The sequence below is a fragment of the Deinococcus yavapaiensis KR-236 genome (assembly GCF_003217515.1).
GTDB lineage: Bacteria > Deinococcota > Deinococci > Deinococcales > Deinococcaceae > Deinococcus_A > Deinococcus_A yavapaiensis.
The window spans coordinates 134886-157543 of sequence record NZ_QJSX01000001.1 but is presented as its reverse complement, the minus strand read 5'-3'; the positions used below and the strand labels follow the sequence as shown (position 1 = coordinate 157543).

24 protein-coding genes are annotated in these 22658 nt (G+C 67.6%); 14 read left to right on the top strand and 10 right to left on the bottom strand.

Annotated features, from left to right (window positions below):
* The first annotated feature begins 88 nt into the window (after positions 1-88).
* The 3 genes from pyrR to DES52_RS00755 are packed head-to-tail and all read left to right on the top strand — an operon-like array spanning position 89 to position 2797.
* Positions 89-628, top strand: coding sequence for a bifunctional pyr operon transcriptional regulator/uracil phosphoribosyltransferase PyrR (gene pyrR, locus DES52_RS00765; protein WP_110884850.1), 540 nt, complete (start codon positions 89-91; stop codon positions 626-628).
* Positions 625-1542, top strand: a complete 918-nt coding sequence (locus tag DES52_RS00760; RefSeq protein WP_110884849.1) for an aspartate carbamoyltransferase catalytic subunit — start codon at positions 625-627, stop codon at positions 1540-1542. Before pyrR ends, DES52_RS00760 begins: the two co-directional genes overlap by 4 nt.
* A 1-nt stretch (position 1543) precedes the next feature.
* On the top strand, positions 1544-2797 hold the full coding sequence (locus DES52_RS00755) for a dihydroorotase (protein ID WP_110884848.1): 1254 nt from the start codon (positions 1544-1546) through the stop codon (positions 2795-2797).
* Between the two features lie 78 nt (positions 2798-2875).
* On the opposite strand, the gene DES52_RS00750 is transcribed toward DES52_RS00755, so the two are convergent.
* Together DES52_RS00750 and DES52_RS00745 are read right to left on the bottom strand one after the other, a co-directional pair.
* Positions 2876-3967: a quinone-dependent dihydroorotate dehydrogenase gene (locus tag DES52_RS00750; protein WP_211317843.1), complete on the bottom strand. Its 1092-nt coding sequence runs from the start codon at positions 3965-3967 to the stop codon at positions 2876-2878.
* A 44-nt stretch (positions 3968-4011) separates the two neighbouring features.
* The gene (locus DES52_RS00745; protein WP_110884846.1) at positions 4012-4467 is read right to left on the bottom strand and encodes an RrF2 family transcriptional regulator; all 456 of its coding nucleotides are present in this window, start codon (positions 4465-4467) and stop codon (positions 4012-4014) included.
* A gap of 162 nt (positions 4468-4629) precedes the next feature.
* Between DES52_RS00745 and DES52_RS00740 the strand changes: the two genes are divergently transcribed.
* The 3 genes from DES52_RS00740 to DES52_RS00730 are packed head-to-tail and all read left to right on the top strand — an operon-like array spanning position 4630 to position 5573.
* Positions 4630-5076 carry a hypothetical protein gene (locus DES52_RS00740; protein WP_110884845.1) on the top strand — a complete coding sequence of 149 codons (447 nt, stop codon included), beginning with the start codon at positions 4630-4632 and terminating at the stop codon, positions 5074-5076.
* A 53-nt stretch (positions 5077-5129) separates the two neighbouring features.
* A complete protein-coding gene (locus DES52_RS00735; protein ID WP_110884844.1) occupies positions 5130-5312 on the top strand; it encodes a hypothetical protein in 183 nt (60 codons plus the stop codon).
* Positions 5313-5366: 54 nt separating this feature from the next.
* Positions 5367-5573 (top strand): hypothetical protein, encoded by a 207-nt coding sequence (locus tag DES52_RS00730; protein ID WP_110884843.1) that lies wholly within the window; start codon positions 5367-5369, stop codon positions 5571-5573.
* 297 nt (positions 5574-5870) lie between these two features.
* Here DES52_RS00730 and DES52_RS00725 read toward each other — a convergent pair whose 3' ends face one another.
* Complete coding sequence (locus DES52_RS00725; RefSeq protein ID WP_110884842.1) at positions 5871-6101, bottom strand: hypothetical protein; 231 nt, start codon at positions 6099-6101, stop codon at positions 5871-5873.
* A gap of 157 nt (positions 6102-6258) precedes the next feature.
* Here DES52_RS00725 and DES52_RS00720 point away from each other — a divergent pair, with 157 nt between their 5' ends.
* From DES52_RS00720 to DES52_RS00695, 6 genes are all read left to right on the top strand, one after another.
* Positions 6259-6549 (top strand): hypothetical protein, encoded by a 291-nt coding sequence (locus tag DES52_RS00720; RefSeq protein ID WP_110884841.1) that lies wholly within the window; start codon positions 6259-6261, stop codon positions 6547-6549.
* Between the two features lie 69 nt (positions 6550-6618).
* Positions 6619-7779 carry a galactonate dehydratase gene (dgoD, locus tag DES52_RS00715; RefSeq protein WP_110884840.1) on the top strand — a complete coding sequence of 387 codons (1161 nt, stop codon included), beginning with the start codon at positions 6619-6621 and terminating at the stop codon, positions 7777-7779.
* Complete coding sequence (locus DES52_RS00710; protein WP_170130826.1) at positions 7776-8693, top strand: 2-dehydro-3-deoxygalactonokinase; 918 nt, start codon at positions 7776-7778, stop codon at positions 8691-8693. Before dgoD ends, DES52_RS00710 begins: the two co-directional genes overlap by 4 nt.
* Positions 8690-9322 carry a bifunctional 4-hydroxy-2-oxoglutarate aldolase/2-dehydro-3-deoxy-phosphogluconate aldolase gene (locus tag DES52_RS00705; RefSeq protein WP_110884838.1) on the top strand — a complete coding sequence of 211 codons (633 nt, stop codon included), beginning with the start codon at positions 8690-8692 and terminating at the stop codon, positions 9320-9322. Before DES52_RS00710 ends, DES52_RS00705 begins: the two co-directional genes overlap by 4 nt.
* A 9-nt stretch (positions 9323-9331) precedes the next feature.
* On the top strand, positions 9332-9649 hold the full coding sequence (gene clpS / locus DES52_RS00700; RefSeq protein ID WP_110884837.1) for an ATP-dependent Clp protease adapter ClpS: 318 nt from the start codon (positions 9332-9334) through the stop codon (positions 9647-9649).
* 9 nt (positions 9650-9658) lie between these two features.
* The gene (locus DES52_RS00695; RefSeq protein WP_110885169.1) at positions 9659-11875 is read left to right on the top strand and encodes an AAA family ATPase; all 2217 of its coding nucleotides are present in this window, start codon (positions 9659-9661) and stop codon (positions 11873-11875) included.
* 47 nt (positions 11876-11922) lie between these two features.
* Here the strand turns inward: DES52_RS00695 and DES52_RS00690 are convergent, their stop codons facing one another.
* The gene (locus DES52_RS00690) at positions 11923-12564 is read right to left on the bottom strand and encodes a LuxR C-terminal-related transcriptional regulator (protein ID WP_110884836.1); all 642 of its coding nucleotides are present in this window, start codon (positions 12562-12564) and stop codon (positions 11923-11925) included.
* The gene (locus DES52_RS00685; RefSeq protein ID WP_245900544.1) at positions 12561-13958 is read right to left on the bottom strand and encodes a sensor histidine kinase; all 1398 of its coding nucleotides are present in this window, start codon (positions 13956-13958) and stop codon (positions 12561-12563) included. Before DES52_RS00685 ends, DES52_RS00690 begins: the two co-directional genes overlap by 4 nt.
* A gap of 94 nt (positions 13959-14052) precedes the next feature.
* Between DES52_RS00685 and DES52_RS00680 the strand changes: the two genes are divergently transcribed.
* Complete coding sequence (locus tag DES52_RS00680) at positions 14053-15219, top strand: trans-sulfuration enzyme family protein (RefSeq protein WP_110884835.1); 1167 nt, start codon at positions 14053-14055, stop codon at positions 15217-15219.
* Positions 15220-15228: 9 nt separating this feature from the next.
* Here DES52_RS00680 and DES52_RS00675 read toward each other — a convergent pair whose 3' ends face one another.
* A complete protein-coding gene (locus DES52_RS00675; RefSeq protein WP_211317836.1) occupies positions 15229-16590 on the bottom strand; it encodes an amidase family protein in 1362 nt (453 codons plus the stop codon).
* Between the two features lie 202 nt (positions 16591-16792).
* Complete coding sequence (locus tag DES52_RS00670; RefSeq protein WP_110884834.1) at positions 16793-18184, bottom strand: MATE family efflux transporter; 1392 nt, start codon at positions 18182-18184, stop codon at positions 16793-16795.
* Positions 18185-18389: 205 nt separating this feature from the next.
* Here DES52_RS00670 and DES52_RS00665 point away from each other — a divergent pair, with 205 nt between their 5' ends.
* On the top strand, positions 18390-20963 hold the full coding sequence (locus tag DES52_RS00665) for an ATP-binding protein (RefSeq protein WP_110884833.1): 2574 nt from the start codon (positions 18390-18392) through the stop codon (positions 20961-20963).
* Here DES52_RS00665 and DES52_RS00660 read toward each other — a convergent pair.
* Genes DES52_RS00660 through DES52_RS00650 form a run of 3 tightly spaced genes read right to left on the bottom strand, consistent with a single transcriptional unit; the run spans position 20935 to position 22652 of the window.
* On the bottom strand, positions 20935-21606 hold the full coding sequence (locus tag DES52_RS00660) for an LrgB family protein (RefSeq protein ID WP_110884832.1): 672 nt from the start codon (positions 21604-21606) through the stop codon (positions 20935-20937). The two genes, DES52_RS00665 and DES52_RS00660, sit on opposite strands and share 29 nt — an antisense overlap.
* Positions 21603-21956: a CidA/LrgA family protein gene (locus tag DES52_RS00655; protein WP_245900542.1), complete on the bottom strand. Its 354-nt coding sequence runs from the start codon at positions 21954-21956 to the stop codon at positions 21603-21605. The genes DES52_RS00660 and DES52_RS00655 overlap by 4 nt, the downstream gene beginning before the upstream one ends.
* Before the next feature lie 9 nt (positions 21957-21965).
* Positions 21966-22652: a 5'-methylthioadenosine/adenosylhomocysteine nucleosidase gene (locus DES52_RS00650; protein ID WP_110884831.1), complete on the bottom strand. Its 687-nt coding sequence runs from the start codon at positions 22650-22652 to the stop codon at positions 21966-21968.
* Between the last annotated feature and the right edge of the window lie 6 nt (positions 22653-22658).

The following is a 22658-nucleotide window of genomic DNA, read 5'->3' as shown; positions in this document are numbered from 1 at the left end:
GAGAACGCATGAACGCATCACCACGCCGCCGCCGACCCACGTCGAGCGGTCGTTTTTTCACGCCGACCCACCACACCGAGGGCAAGACGTGAACTTCAAGGCCACCATCCTCGAAAGTGGCGACATCGCCCGCGCCCTCACCCGCATCGCCCACGAAATCCTCGAGCGCAACAAGGGCGCCGCCGACCTCGCCTTGATCGGCGTGCACACGCGCGGCATCCCGCTCGCCGCGCGACTCGGCGCGAAACTACGCGAACTCGAAGGCGTCGACGTGCCCCTCGGCAAGCTCGACATCACGCTCTACCGCGACGATCTCAGCGAAATCGCGCACCAACCTATCGTCCGCAAAACCGAAGTGCCCTTCGACATCGCGCGCCGCAAAGTCGTCCTCATCGACGACGTCTTGTACACCGGACGTACCGTGCGCGCCGCCCTCGACGCCCTCACCGACCTCGGGCGACCGTCGAGCATCCAACTCGCCGTCCTCATCGACCGCGGCCACCGCGAGCTGCCCATTCGAGCCGACTACGTCGGCAAGAACCTTCCCACTGCCCGCAGCGAGGTCGTGAAAGTCAAGCTTGCCGAAAGCGACGAAGCGGACGTCGTGGAACTCTGGGAGGACGAATGACGCGCTCCCTGCTCGACTTCGCGGACTGGACGGCCGAACAAGTCCAAGCGATCTTCGACACCGCCGACGTCATGCACGAAGTCCTCGCGCGGCCCGTCAAGAAGGTGCCCGCCTTGCAGGGAATGACGATCTGCACGGCCTTCTTCGAAAACTCCACGCGCACGCGCCTCTCGTTCGAACTCGCCGCGCGCCGCATGAGCGCCGACGTCGTCACGTTCGCCGCCGGAGCGAGCAGTTTGTCCAAAGGCGAATCGCTGCGCGACACCATCGAAACCCTCAACGCCCTCGGCGTGGACGCGTTCATCGTGCGGCACGAGGCGTCGGGCGCCGCGCATCTCGTGAACAAGTACAGCGCCAAGCCCACCATCAACGCCGGAGACGGTCGCCGCGCCCATCCCACGCAAGCCCTGCTCGACGCGTACACGCTGCGCGAGAAGTTCGGCTCGCTCGAAGGCAAGAAGATCACGATCGTCGGTGACGTCCGCCACAGCCGCGTCGCGCGCTCCAACGCCGAACTCCTTCCGATGCTCGGCGCCAGCGTCACGCTGTGCGGACCCGCGACGCTGCTTCCCAAAGAACTCGCCCGCCGAGGTGTCACCCTCACGACGGACGTCAACGAAGCCGTCAAAGGCGCCGACGCCGTCATGGCCTTGCGGCTGCAACGCGAGCGCATGAACGCCGGGTACCTCGGCAGCCTCGAAGAGTACGCCGCGACATACCAAGTCAACGAGGCCCTCATGGAGCGCGCCCGAGACGGCGCGTTCGTTCTGCACCCCGGCCCGATGAACCGCGACGTCGAAATCTCGGGCTCGCTCGCCGACTCGCCCCGCGCCCTCATCGTGCGGCAAGTCGAGAACGGCCTCGCCGTTCGCATGAGCGTGCTGTACCACCTCCTCGTCGGAAGGGGCGCCTGACATGCTCAAGATCGTCAACGTGAAACGCGTCGGAAGCGACGCCGAAGAAGTCCTCTTCGTCGACGGCGACAAGATTCTCGGCTGGAACCTCGCCGTCGACGCCGACGTCACCCTCGACGGTGGGGGCGGCACGATCGTGCCCGCCCTCATCGAGTTGCACGCCCACCTGCGCGAGCCCGGGCAAGAAGAAAAAGAAGACCTCGCCTCGGGCCTCGCGGCGGCAGCGGCGGGCGGTTACGGCACGGTCGTGTCCATGCCGAACACCAGCCCCGTCGTGGACGACCCCGCGATCGTGCGCCAACTCGCCGAGAAGGCCGCGCGCCTCGGGTTCGCGCGCCTGAGGCCCGCCGCCGCCCTCACGAAAGGCCAGCAAGGCAAGGAACTCGCCGAACTCGCCTTGCTCAAAGACGCGGGCGCCGCGATGTTCACCGACGACGGACGCACGAACGAGGACGCCCGCGTCTTGCGGCTCGGCTTGGAGTACGCGTCCTCCCTCGACATGGTCGTGTCCGTGCACGCCGAGGACGCCACGCTGCGAGCCGACGGCGTGATGCATGAAGGCGAAGTGTCCGAAGCGCTCGGCTTGCCCGGCAATCCCGCCGAGGCGGAGTCGGCCCGCGTCGCCCGCGACATCGAGATCGCGCGCCTCACCAAAGCGCGGCTGCACGTCCAGCACCTCTCGACCGCACGCGCGCTCGACCTCGTGCGGCGCGCGAAGGCCGACGGCGTGCCGATCACCTGCGAAGTCTGCCCGCACCACCTCACCCTCACCCACGAGCACCTGCGCGGCTTCGACGCGCAGTACAAGGTTGCGCCGCCCCTGAGAACGAGCGAGGACGCCGCCGCGTTGCTGCGAGGACTTTCGGACGGCACCGTGGACGCGGTCGGCACCGACCACGCGCCACACACGAGCTCCGAGAAGGAACGCGACCTTCTCACCGCGCCCTTCGGCATTCCGTCCATCGAAGTCGCGTTTCCGCTGATGTACACCCGCTTCGCGGACACGCTGGGGCTCCAAAAGCTCGTCGACCTCTTCACGAGCGGCGCCGCCCGCGTCATGGGCTGGGACGCGCCGACCTTGGAACCCGGCGCGCCCGCCGACCTCACGATCCTCGACCTCGACACCGAGCGGGCCGTGGAACCGAGCACGTTTCGAAGCAAGGCGAAGTTCAGCCCGTGGGCAGGAGAAGTGCTGCGTGGCTGGCCGACTTTGACGCTCGTCGCAGGTCGCGTCGCCTTTCAACGCGGCGCGTGACGCCCTGCCGGGCACCCGAGGGTGCCCGGCAACTTCGAACGCCGAGGCGTCCGCGTGACGTCCTTTCGAGAGACGTCGTCAGGCGTCAACGCCGACGGCTTGCGACACGTGCGTCAAGCCGTCGGCGCTCAGCAGGGCCGTCAACTCGGCGTTCACGCGCCGCGCCAGGCCCGGCCCCTCGTACACGAGCGCCGTGTACACTTCCACGAGGCTCGCGCCCGCCTTGATCTTGTCGTAGGCGTCGCGTCCCGTGAACACGCCTCCCGATCCGACGATCGGCACGCGCCCCTTCGTGAGTCGGTGAACGCGGCGAACGAGCGCCGTGCTGCGCTCACGCAACGGGCGGCCGCTGAGGCCGCCCGTCTCGCCGCGCTTCTCGTGCGTCAAGTGATCGCGCGACAGCGTCGTGTTCGACACGACGAAACCGCCCACGCCCGCCGACACGGCCGCCGACACGGTCGTTTCCAATTCGAAATCGGTGAGGTCCGGCGCGATCTTCACGAGAATCGGCTTGGCGGGCAGCAGGTGGCGCACCCTGAGGTCGTCGGCCTCGTTCAGCACGCCGCGCAACAGGCGGGCAAGCTCATCGCCCGCTTGCAAGGCGCGCAACCCCGGCGTGTTCGGCGACGAGACGTTCACGACGAAGAAGTCGCCGTGAGCGTACAGCGAGCGCAGGCAAGCTCGGTAGTCGAGCTCGGCTTCCTCGTTCGGCGTGTCCTTGTTCTTGCCGATGTTCACGCCGAGCGGCACGCGTCGCTCGCGCAACCGCGTCAAGCGCTCGGCGACGACGTCCGCGCCGTCGTTGTTGAACCCCATGCGGTTGATGAGGGCCGCGTCCGACGGCAGGCGAAACAAGCGCGGCCTCGGATTTCCGCCTTGGGGTCTCGGCGTGACCGTCCCGACTTCGAGAAAGCCCAACCCGACGCGGCCCCACGCCTCGACGCTCATTGCGTTCTTGTCGAGTCCTGCGGCCAGCCCGATCGGAGAAGCGAACGAGAGGCCGAATACCGTCGACGCGAGGACGCCGGACGGCGGCGTGCCGTACAGCGCTTCGAGGGCTTCGAGGGCGCCCGGAACGCGAACCGCTCGCCGCAAGCCGGCGAGCGTGACGTGATGCGCGTCCTCGGCGTCGAGGCGGAACAGCAGGGGCCGAAGCGCGCGGGTGTACAGTCGGTTCACGAGCGATTAGTTTAGCGCGACGCTCGCCGAGGTGCTCAGTCGGCCGGAAAAGCCGCTTCGAGCTGCACGAGACGCGACTGCTCGATCACGAGGTTCTCGTGGATGAGGTCGGCGAGCGTGGTGCCCGACAGCACGCCCCGCACCGCCTCGTCCACGCGTCGCCACAAGCCCTCGGTCGCGCACGAGCCCGCACGCACGCACGTTCCGTCCTCCTCCAGGCACGAAACGGGCGAGAGACTTCCTTCCATTGCCACGACGACGTCGTACGCGACGATCGCTTCGGGCGCGCGCGCGAGGCGGTAGCCGCCGTGGGCGCCGCGCACCGAGCGGATGAAGCCCGAACGGCGAAGCTGCGCCGCGAGTTGCTCGAGATAAGGTTGGCTGATGCCCTGCTTGTCGGCGACGTCCTTGAGCGGCACGGCCTCGTCGGGTCGTTTACCGATCTCGATGAGCGCGCGCAGGCCGTATTGTGCTTTCGTCGAAATCCACATGCTGCTCCTGGGGCCCGCAGGCCGTCGAGCTCAGTGTACCCCGCGAGACCGTTGGCAAGAGCGCGCTCGCCACCTTTGCCTCGGATGAACAACTTGCTGCAAAAGGCTCGAGAAAGTGTCATGCTGAGCTTACACACTTCAAAGGTTTTCGGAGGAACCCTCATGCTTCATCTTCGCGTTCTCGCTCCTGCCCTGACGCTTTTCCTAGGCGTCGCCCTCGCTCAGAACATCGACGACTTCCTCTTTCGTCTCGCCGACACCGTCAAGGCCGACGCGGGCGCCTCCACGATGTGCGTCGCGTCCGAGCAACGCTGGCGCGAGTCCCTTCCGCAAAATCAGACCTTCGTGCGCTCCATGCAACTCCTCGCGCCCGGCAAACCCGACGCCGTGCGCAAGACTCTCGACGCGAAGCTCGCCAAGGCCGGGTTCAAGGGCGCGACGGCGTGGGCGAACTTCGCCGGAGGCAACGCCATGCCGACGCGTTGGCGTACCCTCACGAATGCCAAGACGGCCGGGCTCACGTACTACGTCGCCACCGTCGCCGCGATCGACGTCGATCCGAACATGACGGCGTTGTGCATCACCGTTTTGAAAACCACAAAGCGCTGACCGTCACACGCACTTCTCGCTTCGCGCCGCTAGGCTGAGCGCGGAGGGAAGATTTGAAGTTCAACGTTCCGGCATGGCGTGTCTGGCTCGTGACGGCGATCGCCGCGCTCGCAGGCATGCTCGGCATCTCGGCGGGTCTCAAGGAGCAGTGGCCCGTCGCCATTCTCGCGGCCGTGTTGCTGCTTCGCAACGCTTATCAACTGTGGGTCTTCACGCGGCCCCAACGCGATTCTTGAGCGCATGAGAGCTCTTTCATGGCGCCGAGTCGCGTTCCGCGCCATGATGGGCGCATGCGTCGTCTCTCGCCCGTTCAAGTTCTTCGTAGCAGCGCCGTCGGCGCGGCGCTCCTGCTGCTGCTCGCCGTCGCTTTGTTGATTTGGGTGGGTTGGCCGTGGGCGCTCCTCGCGTTCGCCCTCGCCGCGTGGTTCGGCGTGGACGCGTGGCGCGCCGCTCGCTGGGTACGCGAAGAGCGCGACGCGACGGAAAAAACTTCCTGATTCACGCGGCGCGCGACAAGCGCTCTTGAAGTCGCTCGGCCCGCACGCGCGCGACCAGCCAGCCACGCGCTTCGCACGACGCGCGAAACGACGTGGCGCTTTCGCCGAGTTCGGCCGCGCACCCGAACAAATGTCCGCGCCCGTCGTGCGCGATCAGGAAGTGCGTCGCCGTCCGCTTCGTCTCGAAGCGCCGCGAAGAGCGAAGTTGCGTGTGTCGACCGCCGATACATCATTTTCCTCGTTCCACACGAGGAATAATGGAATCGACGTCAGATTTCGCGAGCGTTTCCGAGGCGGTCAGGACGCGACGATCTCGGCGAGGCGGCGACCCGAGCGGTCACGAATCTGGTAGTGGCCCCTCGGCTGCTGGTACGCCCAGCGCACCAAGCTCACGAGGTCGTCGCCGCGCCGCACCGGCTCCGAGTCCAACGCCACGCCCGATCCCCAGTACACGGCGAATTCCTCGTCGTTGCTGGGCTTGCCTTGCCACGGTTCGTCGTGCCCGTCCTTCAGAAAAGCTCGAGACATGCTTTATTGGACCACGTCGTACGAACCTTTCTCCAAGAAGACCGTGAAGCGGCCTTGTCGCGATTCTCGAGCTCGCTCGGCCCGTTCGAATCCGGTCGCCGTTCGTCTCAAAGTCGCGTGAAGGGAGGTCGCGAAGCACCCGAATTACACTCACCCCATGGAATTCATCGTGATGCGCTCCGGCCAGATTCAACACGTGGAGCCCATGCTGATCGGCGCCGTGCCCACGCCCGTCGGCGTGCCCGCCGTGGAAGGCGAAGGCAGCGGCGAACACCTCGCCCTCAATCAACTCGAAGGCTGGAAGATCGAGATTCGCGACTTGCCCCACCTGCTGCACGTCATGGAAAACGCGCAAGGTCAAGTGACGCTGCGCCGCCCCATCAACTTCTACCTTGGCGGGCGGATGGCGTACATCCTCGACGTCACGCCCGGACTCGGCCAATCTTGACGCCGTGAAGCCCTCGCGCCTCGTGGTACGCTGACCGCACTTTTCCCGTCCGCGACCCCGAGGAGGCTCATGAGCGCACCCGACCGCATCCGTTCCATCGAACTCTTCCAAGTGCCTCCGCGGTGGCTTTTCTTGAAGGTCACGACCGACGCGGGCCTCGTCGGATGGGGCGAACCGATCGTCGAGGGGCGCGCGAGCACCGTCAAGGCCGCCGTCGAGGAACTCGCCGAGTACGTCGTCGGCTTCGACGCCACGCGCATCGAGGACCTTTGGCAGACGATCTACCGAGGCGGCTTCTACCGAGGCGGCCCAATTCTCACGTCGGCCCTCAGCGGCATCGAGACGGCCCTTTGGGACATTCGCGGCAAGGCGCTCGGCGTGCCCGTGTACGACATGCTGGGCGGCGCGGTGCGCGACAAGATGCGCGTGTACTCGTGGGTGGGCGGCGACGCTCCGCAAGACGTGGCGGACGCCGCCAAGGCCGTCGTTGCCCGCGGCTTCACCGCCATTAAGATGAACGGCTGCGACCGCATGGAATGGATCGATTCACGCGCGAGGGTCGACAAGGCCGTCCGCACGATCGCCGAGGTCCGCGAAGCCGTCGGGCCGAGCGTCATGATCGGCGTGGACTTTCATGGCCGCGTGCACCGCGGCATGGCGAAGGTTCTCGCCAAGGAGCTCGACGCGTTCGGCCTCATGTTCATCGAAGAGCCCGTCTTGAGCGAGAACCTCGAGGCGCTGCGAGACATCGTGACGCACACCAGCACACCGATCGCGACGGGTGAGCGCCTCTACACGCGCTGGGACTTCAAGGAAGTCCTGAAGGCAGGGTACGTCGACATCGTCCAACCCGACACCTGCCACGCGGGCGGCATCTTGGAGACGCGCAAAATCGCCGCGATGGCCGAAGCGTTCGACGTCGCGCTCGCCATTCACTGCCCGCTCGGTCCGATCGCGCTCGCCGCGAGCTTGCAAGTCGACTTCTGCACTCCGAACGCCTTCATCCAAGAGCAGAGCCTCGGCATTCACTACAACGTCCACTCCGACCTCCTCGACTACCTCGTGGACCCGGGCGTGTTCCACTACGCCGCCGGCTTCGTCGCGCGTCTCACGCGGCCCGGCCTCGGCATCGACATCGACGAGGAGCGCGTGCGCGAAGCGGCGCGCATCGGGCACTCGTGGAAGAATCCGGTGTGGCGTCTCGAGGACGGCAGCGTCACGGAGTGGTGAGCGGCGTGCTCGGCGTGCTCGACGGCGGAACCACGAACACGCGCCTGCGCGTTTGGAACGGCCGCGAAGTCGCGTTCGAGCGGCGCGTCACGGTCGGCGCTCGCGACGGTGCCATGGAGGGCGGCGCGAACCGCTTGCGGCGAGAGGTGGCGGATCTCGTCGGCGAAGCTCGACGTGCCCTCGGCGAGTTCGACCTCGTGGCGTGCGGCATGATCGGCAGTCCGTCAGGCCTCGCCGACGTGCCGCACCTCGTCGCGCCCGTCACCTTCGACGACCTCGCCAAGCGCTTGAAGATCGTCGAACTCGACGAAATCGGCACCGTCCGCTTCGTGCCCGGCGTTCGCACGGACACGCCGGATTTCGCCGCGTGCGACGTCATGCGCGGCGAGGAGACGGAAGTGGCGGGCCTTCGGCGTCTGCTCGACCTGCACGGTCCCGCCAACTTCTTGCACTTCGGCTCGCACGACAAGATCGTGCTGACGAGCGACGACGCCGTCGTGGGTTCGCGCACGAACCTCGACGGGGAACTTCTCGCCGCCCTGACGCGCCACACCATCCTCGCCGAGAGCGCCACCTTGCCGAGCGAGGTGGACTTCGAGTGGTGGACGCGCGGCTTCGAGGCGGCCCGAGCGCACGGCCTGTCGCGCGCCGCCTTCCTCACCCGCCTCGCCGCCCAGCGAGGCGCCACGCGCGAAGAGGGAGGTTCGTTCCTGCTCGGCGTGGTCGCGCACGAAACCGCCCGCCTCGTGCCGAGCGACGACGCGCCCCTCTACCTCTACGGGCGAGCGACCCTCACCGAGCCGTTCGCCCGGCACCTCGAAGGCCGCCGCCTCGTTCACGTCGTGCCGCAAGCCACGTCGGACCTCGCCGCCCTGCACGGCGTCCTCAGCTTGCTCGAAAGGAGCGTCGCTTGACTTTTCTCGCCGATCTGCGCCGCCACAAGCTCGTCGCGATTTTGCGCGGCGTGCCGCCCGAACACGCGCCGACGCTCGCCGCGACGCTTCACGACGCCGGTATCCGCCTGCTCGAAGTCGCCCTGAATGACGACGTCGGCTTCGAGGCCTTGCGCGCCGTCGCCGCTTCGAAACCCGAGGACCTGATTCTGGGAGCGGGCACGGTCGTCACGCCCGACCTCGCCTTGCGCGCGATGGACGTTGGCGCCACCTTCCTCGTGACGCCGCACGTCACGCCCGACGTGAACACCCTCGCCGCCGCGCACGGCCTCGGAATGCTGTGCGGCGCGACGACGCCGACCGAGATGCACCTCGCCATGAGTTCCGGCGCGACCGCCGTGAAACTCTTTCCGGCGGGTCCCCTCGGCCCCGCGTACCTCAAAGCCCTCTTCGGCCCGTACCCCGAGTTGCCTGTCGTCGTCGTCGGCAACGTCGACGAGCGCAACCTCGCCGATTTCCTGAAGGCGGGAGCGATCGGGGCGGGCGTCGGCGGAGCGATCACGAACGCGAATTGGGCCGATCCCGACTTCGAGCGTCTCGCCGAGCACGCGCGACGCCTCGTCCACCTCGCTCACGGCGCGCTGAGCTAAAATCGCAGCATGACGCGGCGCGACGCCGACTTCCACACCCAACTGCAAGAACGCACCACCACGAAGCGTCCTCCGCTGTATCGCGTGCTGCTGCTCAACGACGATTACACTCCGATGGACTTCGTCGTGTACGTCCTGATGCGCTACTTCAAGAAGTCCGGCGCGGACGCCGAGCGCATCATGCTCGCCGTGCACCACGAGGGGCGCGGCGTGGCGGGCGTGTACACGAAAGACGTCGCCGAAACGAAGGTCGGGCAGGTCACGGCGCTCGCCCGCGAGGAAGGCTACCCGCTTCAAGTCACGGTGGAACCCGAGCCTGACGAGTAACGTGTGAACGTGCTCTCGGAGAACTTGCGCCGAACCCTCACCCGAGCCCACGACTTGGCGCGCGAAAACGCGCACGAGTTCGTGACGCTCGAACACCTCCTGCTCGCCTTGCTCGACGACCCGGACGCGCACGACGTCCTGACCGCCCTCAACGCAGACCTCGGCGCCTTGCGCCGCGACCTCAACGAATTCATCTCCGACTTCGAGACGGGCGACGAGGACCCCGAGTTCACCCTCGGTACGCAGCGTTCCGTGCAACGCGCCGCCCTGCAACTGCGCGCGGCGGGCAAGACGAACGAAGTCACCGACGGGGCGCGCGTCCTCGCCGAAGTCCTCGACGAGGAGGACGCCTACGCGCGCTACGCCCTCGAAAAGCAAGGCGTGACGCGCCTAGGCGTCTTGTCGGTGATTTCGCACGGAACCGCCAGGAGTCCCAAGCGCACGCGCGGCGTGAACGAAACCGAGGCGGAATCCACCGCCGAGGACGGCCCGACCGTTCAAGATCCGCTCGAAGCGTACTGCCAGAACTTCACCGAGATGGCGCGCGAAGGAAAGTTCGATCCTCTCATCGGCCGCGAAGCGGAAGTCGAGCGGATGCTGCACGTCCTCGCGCGGCGCGGCAAGCACAACCCCGTCCTCGTCGGCGAGCCCGGCGTCGGCAAGACCGCCGTCGTGGAAGGGCTCGCGGCGCGCATCATCGCGGGCACCGTGCCGAACATCCTCAAGGACGTGTCGGTGTACGCCCTCGACATGGGCGCCCTCATCGCCGGAACGCGCTTCCGAGGCGACTTCGAAGAGCGCCTCAAAGCCGTTTTGAACGCTCTGCAAGGACAAAAAGCGCTGCTGTTCATCGACGAACTCCACACCATCGTCGGGGCGGGCGCCGTGCAAGGCGGCGCGCTGGACGCCGCCAACCTTCTCAAGCCCGTCCTCGCGCGCGGCGATCTGCGCGTCATCGGCGCGACGACGCCCGCCGAACTTCGCCACCTGCAGCAAGACCGCGCCCTATGGCGGCGCTTCCAGACCGTGGACGTGCCCGAACCGACCGAGGACGAAGCCTTCGAGATCCTGCAAGGCCTCGCCCCGCGTTACGAGGCCCACCACGGCGTGACCTACACGCCCGCCGCCCTCAAGGCGTGCGTGACGTTGGCGGCGCGTTACCTGCGAGACCGCTTCCTGCCCGACAAGGCGATCGACGTGCTCGACGAGGCGGGCGCCGCGCTCGCCCTCAAAGGATCGGGCGGCACCATCGACGTCACGGAGGTCGAATCGACCGTCGCCCGCATGGCTCGCGTGCCCGTCGGAAGCGTCAAGCAGGAGGAAGCGAAGACTCTCGCCACGCTCGAGGACGACCTCGGGGCGGGCGTGTACGGCCAAGACAAGGCGGTGAGCGAACTCGCGAGCGCCGTAAAACTCGCCCGTGCGGGACTGCGCGATCCGCAAAAACCCCAAGGAAGCTTCCTCTTCACCGGCCCGACGGGCGTCGGCAAGACGGAACTCGCGCGCACGCTCGCCGCCACCCTCGGCGTGCAACTCGTGCGTTTCGACATGTCCGAGTACCAAGAGGCGCACACCGTCGCGCGCCTTATCGGGGCGCCTCCCGGTTACGTCGGCTTCGACCAAGGCGGCCTGCTCACCGACGCGGTCTCGAAGAATCCGCACGCCGTCTTGCTGCTCGACGAAATCGAAAAGGCGCACCCCGACATCTACAACCTCTTGCTGCAAGTCATGGACCACGGCACCCTCACCGATCACACCGGCAAGGTCGTGGACTTCCGAGGCGTCATCCTCGTCATGACGTCCAACGCGGGCGCCGCCGAGGCGGGCCGTCCCGCCCTCGGCTTCGGACGCACCGTGCGCGCGGGCGAATCCGAGGAAGCGATCGCGCGCACCTTCACGCCGGAGTTCCGCAACCGACTCGACGCCATCGTCGCCTTCCGCTCCCTGTCGCGCGACGTGATGGGCAAAGTCGTCGACAAGTTCGTGCGGCAACTGCAACAGCAACTCGCCGAGAAGAACGTGCGCCTCGACCTCTCGCCCGCCGCCCGCGACCGCCTCGCCACGCTCGGCTACGATCCCCTCATGGGCGCGCGTCCGCTCGCGCGCGTCATCGCCGAGCGCCTCTCACGGCCTCTGGCTGACGAACTCCTCTTCGGGCGGCTCAAGGACGGGGGAGAGGTACGCGTCGACAGCGACGGCCAAGAACTGCAGTTCGAGATCGCTTGAAAACGTCCTTGCCGACTCCCTCCGCCCGAACGGCGGAGGGAGCGTTTTCATTCCTTGCGCGCCGCTTTTTGCGCCAAAAGCGCCGCTTCGACGCGGTTGCGCACTTGAAGCTTTTGAAGCACGTTCGTCATGTAGTGCTTCACGGTCTTCTCGGTGAGGTCGAGGTCGCGCGCGATCTCCTTGTTGCTGCGGCCCGCCGCGACGCCCTCCAAGATTTGGCGTTCCCTCGGCGTGAGTTCGTCCAGCGGACTCGTGGGACGCGTTTCGCGCGTGAGCTCGTGCAACATGCTCGCCGCGAGGCTCGGCGTGACGTACGCTTCGCCCGCCTGTACGGCCCGCACGACTCGCCGCAATTCCTCGCCCGACACGCCCTTGAGCAGATAGCCGCGCGCGCCCGCCTTCAGCGCGGCGAGCACGTGCGCCTCGTCCTCACTCACCGTCAGCATCACCACGCGCGTCACGGGGCACGCCGCCACGACCGCCTTGAGGGCGTTCAAGCCTCCGCCCGGAATGTGCAAGTCCAGCAGCATCACGTCCGGCAGGTGGGCCAAGGCAAGCCGCAGGGCGTCGTCGGCGCTTTCTCCCTCCGCCACGATCTTCCACGCCGAGTCCACGCCGAGCGTCACCGCCACGCCCTCGCGGAACAACGGGTGGTCGTCGATCAGCACGACGCGCACGAGTTCGCTCACGCGTCCTCCACGACGCCGAGCGGAAGGCGCACCTTCACGCGCGTTCCTCGGGTCGTCCGCTCCACTTCGAACGAACCGCCGATCGCTTCGGCCCGCTCGCGCATGCCCGCGAGACCGAAGTGGCCCGCCTTGTCGGCGGAAGCCTCGTCGAACCCGCCGCCCTCGTCGGAGACGGCCAAGAAGAGGTCCGCGCCTCGCGCCTGCGCCTCCACTTTCTGACCGCGCGCGCCCGCGTGTTTGAACGCGTTCGTCAGCGCCTCCCGGACGATTCGGAACGCCGTGATCTTCACGGGCAGCGGCGCACCGATCGGCAAGGAGTCCCACGTCGTTTCCACCGCCGTGTCGGTGCGCCGCGCGTGGTCGCGCACCGCCCGTTCCAAGACCTCGGCCAGCATCAAGCCGTGCAGATCCGGAAGGCGCACGTCCGCCGCGAGCTCGCGAATTTCTCGCATGGCGCTCGCGAGCGACGCCTCGATGCGCGCGAGGTCGACTTCCGCCACCGCGCGACGTTCGGGCGGCAAGGCGCTCACGTGAGAAGACAACGCGTCCAAGCGCAAAAGCGCGTAACCGAGGTCTTGCGCGGGCCCGTCGTGCAACTCCGCCGACACGCGGCCCAACACGTGCTCGTTGAGTTCCGTGACACGCGTCGCCGCTCGCCGCACGCGCGCCGACAACGCGGCGTTTTGCGACAGTAGCGCGCCCAACTTTTCCACTTGCGCGCCGAGCTCTCGCTGCTGGCGCGCGATCGTGTCGCTTCCGCGCCGAACGAGACCCGACAGCAGCAGGTACGTCGCGAGCATCACGGCCGTCACCACGGCCCACGACCGCGCCTGCGCCGCCCGCACGTCCCGTTCGAGGTCCGACACCGTTCGGTAGAACTCCGCCACGGCGATCACACGGTCCGAACCTTCCACGCGAAGCGGCGTGTACGTTTCCAAAAGACGCCCCCAGCGCGCCTTGAGATCCGCGTTCTCCGAGTCGCGCAAGTCGCTCACGTGCGACACCACCTCGCCGCTCCAAGCGCGGCGCAACTCGTCCTTGATCTCGAAGGCCTTGCCCGCGTCGGAGCCGAACACCACCCGCCCGTCGGGTCCCCAAATCTTGATGCTCACCACTTCGCGGCCCAGCGGCGCTTGAGCGAGCATGCGCTCCAACGTGCGCACGTGCGACGCGTCGATCGCTCGGCGCGATCCGAGCTCCTGAAGCTGCGCCACCACAAAGTTCTCCACGTACAGCGCCGACGCCGCCGCCGTTTGATGCACGACGCCCACCTCGATCTGCCGACCGACCCACCAGCCCAAGACCAGCATCGTCACGAGCAGCACCGCGAGGCTCGCCAAGTCGTACTGACTCGCGAGGCTCAGCGAACGGCGCCTCGAACGACTTGTCGTCACGCCTGCATTATGACGGCCCCGACGGGCGGGCGCCCCCGACTTAAGTCCGAACGATCCACCGACTCATGCGCCCGAAGCGCTTAGACTTGACCGCGTGAAGGAACTCGACCTCTCCACCCTCGCCGCCCGCGCCGGAGAAATCGCGCCGGAAGACGGCAACCGCGCCCTCATCGAACCCATTCACCAAACGACCGTCTACACCTTCGACGACCTCGATCACCTCGAACGCTTTCAAAGCGGCTCGGAACGCGGTCACATCTACTACCGCAACGGCAATCCCAACCGCGACACCCTCGAGCGCGCGCTCGCCGCCCTCGAAGGAACCCAGGACGCCATGACGGCGGCGTCGGGCATGGCCGCCATCTCCGCCGTGTTCCTCGCCCTCGTGAAGCCCGGCGAGCGCATTCTCGCCGACAACCGCGTCTACGGTGTCACGTACTCCCTGCTCGCCGAGGAACTTCCGAAACTCGGGATTCACACCGACTGGGTCGACGCGAACGACTTGGACGCGGTGCGCGCGGCGATGACGCCCGACACGAAGCTCGTGCATGCCGAGAGCCTCACCAATCCTCTCGTGACCGTGGCGGACGTTCCGCGGCTCGCGCAGATCGCCCACGAAGGTGGCGCCTTGCTGAGCATCGACAACACCTTCGCGTCCCCGGCTGTCCTGAAACCCGCCTCGCTCGGCGCGGACGTCGTCACGCATTCCGTCAGCAAGTACCTCAACGGGCACTCCACGGCGCTTGGCGGCGTGATTCTTGGGTCCGGCGAGATCGTCGCGAAGTGCCGCGCGCACCTCACTCGGTACGGCGGCACCATGAGCGCCTTCGATGCGTGGATGACCTTGCAGGGCGTCAAGACCCTCGGCCTGAGGATGCGCGCGCACAGCGGAAACGCGAGCGCCGTCGCCGACGTCTTGGAGAACCATCCGCGGGTGAAGGCCGTGTACTACCCCGGCCTCACGTCCCACCCGCAGTTCGACCTCGCGCACGACCTCATGCCGAACGGCTTCGGAGGCATGATGGCGCTGGAAGTCGAGGACGCGCCCGCGTTCGTGCGGGCGCTCAAAGGAAAGATTCCGCTGGCGCCGAGCCTCGCGGATGTGGCGACGACGCTGAGTTACCCGTGGGGAACGTCGCACCGAGCGCTTCCAGAGCAGCGGCGCATGGAGCTCGGAATTACGCCGGGGTTGCTGAGGTTGTCGGTGGGAATCGAGGAGATCGGGGATTTGCTCGACGATTTGGAAGGGGCGCTCGTGTGAGGCGATGCGTCAGGCGCGCAGGTTCGCGATCAAGGCGGCCATGGCGATCGGCGTTCGGTCCTCCAGCCTCGGGCCGATGACTTGCACGCCGATCGGCCATCCTTCCGCGTCCTGATCGATCGGCACCGCCGTCGCCGGAAGGCCGGGGAAGGTCGCCACGCCCGGCCAGGCGAGTTGATCTTCGTAAGGCGTCGCGACGCCGTCCACGAAGAGTCGATGCGGCGATTCGCTGGATTCGAGGTGCGCGAACGCGACGGTGCCGAAGCACGGAGCGATCACCGCGTCGAACGAGCCGAAGAGCGTTTGCCACTGAACGCGCAATCGATGCTGCTCGTCGATCAACGACAGCCAGTCGTGCGCCGAGATGGACTTCGCCTCGGGCACGCCACGGCTCGTGACCGTGCCGAGCATCCGGGTGTAGTGGTGGTGAGCACGCTCCAAGTCCGGGAGGAGCGCGCTTTCCCTGGCGACCTTGGCGCCCGCGCGCTCCAAGTCGAGCGCCAAGCGGGCAATGGCCGCGCGCAGAGACGTGGCCGTCGCGGCGCACGGATGCGTGTCGAGGACGAGGATTCGGGCGTCTGGAAGCGTCCGCACCCGTGAAGACGGCAAACGCGAGCTGTACGCGACGGCGTCGTCCTCGTCGGGTCCCGCGAGGACGTCCAAGGCCGTCGCGAGGTCGTCGGCGCTGCGAGCCAGCGGGCCGATGACGGCGATCTCGGTTCGATCGGCTCCGTCACTTCCCGGCACGGCGTGACCGCGTTGGGGCAGCAGTCCGTACGTCGGCTTGTGGCCGAACACACCGCAGAAGTGGGCGGGAACGCGGATGGAACCCCCGATGTCCGAACCCAGCTCTAAGGCGACCATGCCGCTGGCGAGCGCGGCGGCCGCGCCGCCCGAGGACCCTCCGGGTGTGCGCGCGGCGTCCTTCGGGTGAACGGTGCGGCCGTAGAGGGGATTGACGCTTTGCCAATCGCCCAGGGCGGTCGGAACGTTCGTCTTGCCGAGGATCACGGCGCCCGCGTGCTTCAACCGGGCGACGGCGACGGCGTCACGCGTCGCGACGTGATCACGAAATGGCGCCAGACCCCACGTGGTCGGCAAGCCCGCGACGTCGAAGGCTTCCTTGACCGTCATGGGCACGCCAAGCAGGGGCGCGTGTTCTCCCGACGCGAGGCGTGCGTCGGCGAGGCGCGCCTGTGCACGCGCTCGCTCGAAGTCCCGAACCACGACGGCGTTGATGGCCGCGTCGCGTTCTTCGATGCGCGCGATCGCCGCGTCGCACAATTCGAGCGCGCTCACCTCACGGTGGAGGAGGGCTTGCACGAGTTGTGCGACGGTCGCGTGAACGTAATCGATGGAATCACGGGCCACGGGGTCTCCATTCCGCGCCGAGTCGAGGCGCACGCCGAGTCGTTTGACGTTCTTGGCCGCTTCAGCGGCGGCCTCATGAATCGAGTCCGCCTGCTCGTATTGTACGAACAGGCGGAACCGTCGACTCGAACCGCTCTCGCGCGGCGCACCTCGGGGTGGGCGGAAGTCGGAAGTCGATGGAGCGAGGATCTTCGTCCGTCCTTCAACTCGTGACGACTTCCTTTTGTCCCTCGACGACCTTGCCCCACGAAATTCGCTTCGTCCTCAAGGCGAACACGGCGAGCTTCGCGATCTCCTCGAAGATGCGCGCCCAGAACAATCCCAGGACTCCGAATCCCAGCGGAAACGCCAGCAGGTACGCGAGCGGCAACCCGACGAGGAACGCTCCGATGACGTCTCCGACGATGACGCCCCGCGTGTCGCCGCCGGACGGCAGCACGCCCATGCCGCGAATCATGTTCTGCACCTTCACCCACTGAAAGGCGGCGTTGATGAGGATGCCCCACACGGCGAACGTGAGGACTTCGTCGGCGACCTTGGGATAGAAGACGCCGAGGGCAAGGGCGCTGGCGGCGAACAGCAGACCGAAGGCCACGCCCGTGACGGCGCCGGTATTGAGCAGCAGGCGGACGCGCCGCGCGGCGAGGGTGGCGTCACCGCTGCCGACCGCTTGCCCGACGAGCGCGGTGGTGGCGGCGCCGAGGCCGAACGAGCCGACGATGAAGATGCCTTCGAGGGTGTTGACGATCTGGCTGGACGCGAGGGCGTTCACCGACAAGCGTCCGAAGAGAAAGGCGTACAGAAACGTCCCGACGCTCCACGCGACTTCCGTGAAGGCGAGGGGCAGCGTGAAGTGGAAGAGGTCTCGCGTGGTGGTCTTCCAAGCGCCGAGGCGTTCGGGAAGGCGCCAGTCGACGAGGTCGCGCGGCCCGTAGAGCTGCCACAGCAGCACGACCGCCTTGATGAGCTGCGCGACGAGCGTCGCCCACGCCGCCCCGGCGAGGCCGAGCGCGGGCACGGCGCCGAGGCCGAACACGAGGGCGTAACCGAGGACCGTGTTGACGAGCACGCCGATGATCGTGACGACCATGGGCGTGCGGGCGTGTCCAAGCGACCTCAGCACGGCGCTGGCGATGCCGCCGATCACGACGAGGGGCAACGCGCCCACGACGATCTGGAAGTACGGCGTGCCCGATTGGGCGACTTCGCGGGGCGCGCCGACGAGTTGCAGAAACGTCGGGGCGAGCAGCAGGAGGGGCACCGCGAGCACGGCCGCGATGATCACACCGATGACGAGGGTGGCGCTCGTGACGCGGGAGATGCTGTCTCGGTTCTCGGCGCCGTGCAGGCGCGCGGTGAGGATGGCGGCGCCCGCGCCGAGCGAGCCGAGCGCGAGGATGCCGATGAAGGTCACGGAGTTGGCGAAGCCGACGGAGGCGATGGCGAGGGCGCCGAGGCGTCCGACGATGATCTGGTCGATGAAGCCGAGGAGAAGCGCGAAGATCATCTCGAGGCTGACGGGCACGGCGATGCGCGCGATTTGCCGTCGCTCGGAAGTCGGTGGGTGGGAAGATGAAGCAGGAGCGACTTGCATCGCTCTACTGTAACGATTCAGCCCCGATTTTCAAGGCGGTCGAGCTTCAGCCTCTTCTCAAGGGAGGCGACGGATTCGAAAGCCTCGGCAAGAAAAAAGGCGGCGGCGTCTTCCTGGTGAATACAAATCCTCATCTGGTGATGAGAAGTTGGCATAGCGTTCATGGAGTGACATTCGAAGGTGACGATTGCATTAACATGACTCGGTGCCCGAGCCGCCCCTCGTGAGCGTGCCTTCCTCGCCGCTCGACTTCCTCTCCTCTCCGTGCTGGGCGTGCGATTCGAACGGACGTCTCATCTTCGCCAATCGCGCGCTTCACGCTCTGCTGGGCGCCGACGTCCTCACCTTCGACGTCGTGCGAGACGCCTTGCATCCCGACGACCGCGCGCCGACCCTCGACGCTTTGAGCGCGGGGCGAGAGCGTCGCGAACACGTGGAACAAGAAGCGCGGTTGCGCTCGGCGAGCGGCGAGTACCGCTGGCACTGCATCCAAAGCGACCCCGGCCTTTGGGAAGGACGAGCGGTCATCTTCTGCGTGATGCACGACATCGACGCGCTCAAGGGAACGGAGGCCGCCCTCAAGGAGAGCGAGACGCGGCTGCGAACCGCCCTCGACGGCGCGCGGCTGGGCTTGTGGGAGTACGAGCCTGCCAGCGGACGCGAAGCCTGGTTCGGCGTGCAACGCGAGTTGTTCGGCGTGAGCGACGTCGGCGACGTCCACGCCATCGAGGACTTCTACCGCCTCGTGCATCCCGACGACATCGCGAGCGTCCGAGCCCACGAAAAAGCCGCGATGGCGGGCGACGTGCCGTTCGACATCGAATTCCGCGTCGTACGAGCCGACGGACTCGTGCGCTGGTTGCGCGGCGTCGGGCAAGTCGAGCGTGACGAGACGAACACCCCGACGCGCCTGATCGGCATCAACTACGACGTCACCGAGCGCAAGGAGGCCGAAGCTCGCCTCGCCCTGCTCGCGCACGCGGGAGAAGTGCTGTCCGCCGATCTCGACGTGAACGCGACCTTGGAACGCCTCGCCGACCTCGCCGTTCCGCAACTCGGCGATTGGTGCGCCGTGTACGTTCCGCGTCCAGACGGCACCTTGCGGCCCTTGGCGTTCGCGCACCAAGACGAAGGACAAAAGCGTCTCGCGGCGCGGTACTTCGCGGCCTTCCCGACGCGTCAGGACGGCGCGGGCGCCGTCGCCCGCACCTTCAACGACGCGTCGCCCATGGTCGTGCCGATCATCACCGATGAAATGCTCGACGCGGCGCCGCTTCCCGAAGAGCAGCGAACGCTGCTGCGCGCCTTCGGCCTGCGCTCCTCGCTCACCGTTCCGCTCGTGCTGCGCGGACGCGTGCTCGGCGTGCTGAGCCTCACGCGGGCCTCGTCGGCGAGTCCTTACGGCCCGTCCGACGTGTCGTTCGCCCTCGAACTCGGTCGGCGCGCCGCCCTCGCGCTCGAAAACGCCCGCCTGTACGACGAGGCGCGTTCGTACGGCGAGCAACTCGAGCGGCGCGTCAAAGAGCGCACCCACGAACTCGACGCGCGCAACGCCGCCCTCGAAGCGTTCGCCGAGCTTTCGCGTGACCTTACCTTGGAGCGCGACCCCGTCGCGCTCGTGGGTCGCGCGCAAGAGATTCTCGTGTCCTTGCTGCCCAACGGCGTCAGCACCTACTACGAGCGCGACGGAAGTCGCTGGCGTCTCAAGTCCCACCGAGGGACGTTTCACAACCCCGAATTGCTTCCCGCCTTGTCACGCGGCCTGCCTCTCGGGAACACACCCAACGTCGATCGCCCGTTCGAGTCCCGCACGCCCTTCTATCAAGACGTGTACGACCCGGACACGGCCCGCGTCGTACGCGAACACCTCACGAATGTCGGGTCGACGGCGTCGCTGCCCGTCCTCGTCGGAGACGACGTGCGCGGCGTCCTGATCGTCGGCGTGTACGAGCGCCGCCCGTGGTCGGCGGCCGAGCGCGCCCTCTTGGAGACCGCCGTGCGCGCCCTCGGTATCGCCTTGACGCGCTCGGCCGCCGTGTCGGCGTTGCAAGCCGAACGCGAAGCCCTCGCCAAGCGCACGGTGGACCTCGAACGCGCCAACCGCGACCTCGAGCAGTTCGCGTACATCGCCAGCCACGACCTTCAAGCGCCGCTGCGGGCCGCGACGAGTTTCGCGGGACTGCTCGAGCGCGAGTACGGCGAGCGGCTCGACGCCCGCGGACAGACGTTCTTGAACCACATCGTGGAGGGCGGGCAGCACATGAAGCGCCTCGTGGACGACCTGCTGGCGTTCTCGCGCCTCGGAACGACGATGCGGCCGCCCAAGCCCGTCGCGGCGTCGGCCGCCGTGGAACTCGCGCGAAGGCGTTTGCGCGCCGAGTTCGAGGTGTCGGGTGCCCTCCTGACTTTCGGCGACCTGCCGACCGTTCTCGCCGACGAGGATCAACTCGCGCTGCTGTTCGAACACCTCTTGTCGAACGCCGTGAAGTTCCACCGCCGCCACGTGCCGCCGCGCGTGTCGATCACCGTCGAGCGCGACGGCGACTGCTGGTGTTTCCACGTCGCCGACAACGGCCTCGGCATCGAGCCGCGCTACTTCGAAAAGATCTTCCAGATCTTCCAGCGCCTGCATCCCGCCAGTCGCTACGAGGGAACGGGCGTCGGCCTCGCGATCGCGAAGAAGATCGTGGAGCGCCACGGCGGACGCATCACGGTGGAGAGCCGGCCCGGCGAAGGCAGCACCTTCTCGTTCACCCTGCCCGCGCCACCAGCGCCATGACGAGCGTCACGGTGAGCGCGCCGAGGCCTACGCCGAGGCTACTCGCCGCGCCTGCCGCTTCGCCTTCGTCGCGCACGCGCGCCGTGCCGATTCCGTGAGAGACGCTGCCGATCGCGACGCCCCGCGCGACGAGGCCTGTCACGCCGAGGCGCGTGAGCCACGCGGGACCGAGGCTCGCCCCGACGAGACCTGCCACGATCGCGAGGGTGGCCGCCAGGGCCGCCGATCCGCCGACCTCTCGGTTCACGGCGAGCGCCACGGGTGACGTGGCGCTCGCCGTCGTCGCGGCGAGGTGTACGCCGCGCTCCAAGCCCAGCAAGCTTCCGCCGAGCCACCCGACGAGCATGGCGGTGAGGGTGCCCGCGCCGCCTCCGAGGATCAGCGCGCGCCACTCGCGCCGCAGCAAGGCCCGCTGACGGTACATCGGCACGGCGAGCGCCACGACCGCCGGGGTGAGCAGGAACGTCAGGAACGTGTTCGCGTCGGCGTACGTCGCGTACGGAACGCGCCAAGCGAGCAGCCCGATCATCACGATCAGCACGCCGATCAAGGTGGGATTGGCGAGGGGAAAGCGGGTGCGGCGCGCCAAGGCGAAGCCCAAGGCGTACCCCAGCAGCGTCAAGGCCGCCAAAAGAGCCGTCACCGCGCCAGCCTCGCGGCGAGCAAGCCCGCCACGGCCGACCCGATCAGCACGCCGAGAGCCACGATCAGCAACCAGCCGCCCATGGCGCGCCACTGCCCGAGGTACGCGACGAGGCCCGCGCCCGCCGGAACGAACAGCAAGCCCAGGACCGACAGCAACGCGTCCGCCGCGCGCTCCACCCAGGCGAGCTTCACGAGTCCCAGCGAGAGCGCGCTCCACAACAGCGCCATCCCGACGACCGAGCCCGGCAAGGGCAACTGCAACGCGCGCGCCACACCTTCTCCGAGCGCCGCGAAGCCCAGCAGCATCCCGAGGCCGGCCACGAGCGAGAGGACCGCGTCGGCCTTCAACGTTTCACCTCACAACTTCGGCAGCATCGCGCGCACGACGGCTTTGGCGCGCTTCGCCACGACCGGCATGAACGCCGGGTAGTCCACGTCGGCCGAGCCGTCCGCCGTGTCGCTCATAGAGCGGATCACCACGAACGGCACGCCGAACTTCGCGCACACCTGCGCGACGCTCGCGCCTTCCATCTCGGCGCACGCCGCGCCGAACGTCTCGCGCAGCCAACGCACCTTCGCCTTGTCCGCAATGAACTGGTCGCCGCTCACGACGCGCCCCTCCAAAACGGCCACGCCTTCCAGCGTCGACGCCGCCTCGACCGCCGCGCGCCGCAAGTCCTCGTCGGCCGTCCACGCGAGCGACTCGCCGGGAACGAGGCCGATCTCGTACTTCAGCGGCGTGACGTCCACGTCGTGCTGCACGAGGTCCGTGCTCACGACGACGTCCCCGACCTGCAGGCGGGGGTCCACGCCGCCCGCTACGCCCGTGAAGATCACGGCCCCCACGCCTTGCGACAACAACGCCACGGTCGTCATCGCCGCGTTCACCTTTCCGATGCCGCACACGGTCAAGACGACGTCCCGTCCGTCCAACTCGCCTCGCTCGAACTCGCAGCCGAGGTGCCTCGTGACCTCGCGTCCTCGCAACTCTGCCGACAACAACTCGATTTCCTCGCGCATCGCGCCGATGATCCCGATTCTCATACCTCG

Coding starts and splice junctions, on each gene's coding strand:
- DES52_RS00760 (WP_110884849.1), top strand. CDS start 625: ATGACGCGCTCCCTGCTCGACTTCGCGGACTGGACGGCCGAACAAGTC.
- DES52_RS00755 (WP_110884848.1), top strand. CDS start 1,544: ATGCTCAAGATCGTCAACGTGAAACGCGTCGGAAGCGACGCCGAAGAA.
- DES52_RS00745 (WP_110884846.1), bottom strand. CDS start 4,467: ATGTGGATTTCGACGAAAGCACAATACGGCCTGCGCGCGCTCATCGAG.
- DES52_RS00740 (WP_110884845.1), top strand. CDS start 4,630: ATGCTTCATCTTCGCGTTCTCGCTCCTGCCCTGACGCTTTTCCTAGGC.
- DES52_RS00730 (WP_110884843.1), top strand. CDS start 5,367: ATGCGTCGTCTCTCGCCCGTTCAAGTTCTTCGTAGCAGCGCCGTCGGC.
- DES52_RS00725 (WP_110884842.1), bottom strand. CDS start 6,101: ATGTCTCGAGCTTTTCTGAAGGACGGGCACGACGAACCGTGGCAAGGC.
- DES52_RS00720 (WP_110884841.1), top strand. CDS start 6,259: ATGGAATTCATCGTGATGCGCTCCGGCCAGATTCAACACGTGGAGCCC.
- dgoD (WP_110884840.1), top strand. CDS start 6,619: ATGAGCGCACCCGACCGCATCCGTTCCATCGAACTCTTCCAAGTGCCT.
- clpS (WP_110884837.1), top strand. CDS start 9,332: ATGACGCGGCGCGACGCCGACTTCCACACCCAACTGCAAGAACGCACC.
- DES52_RS00670 (WP_110884834.1), bottom strand. CDS start 18,184: ATGCAAGTCGCTCCTGCTTCATCTTCCCACCCACCGACTTCCGAGCGA.
- DES52_RS00650 (WP_110884831.1), bottom strand. CDS start 22,652: ATGAGAATCGGGATCATCGGCGCGATGCGCGAGGAAATCGAGTTGTTG.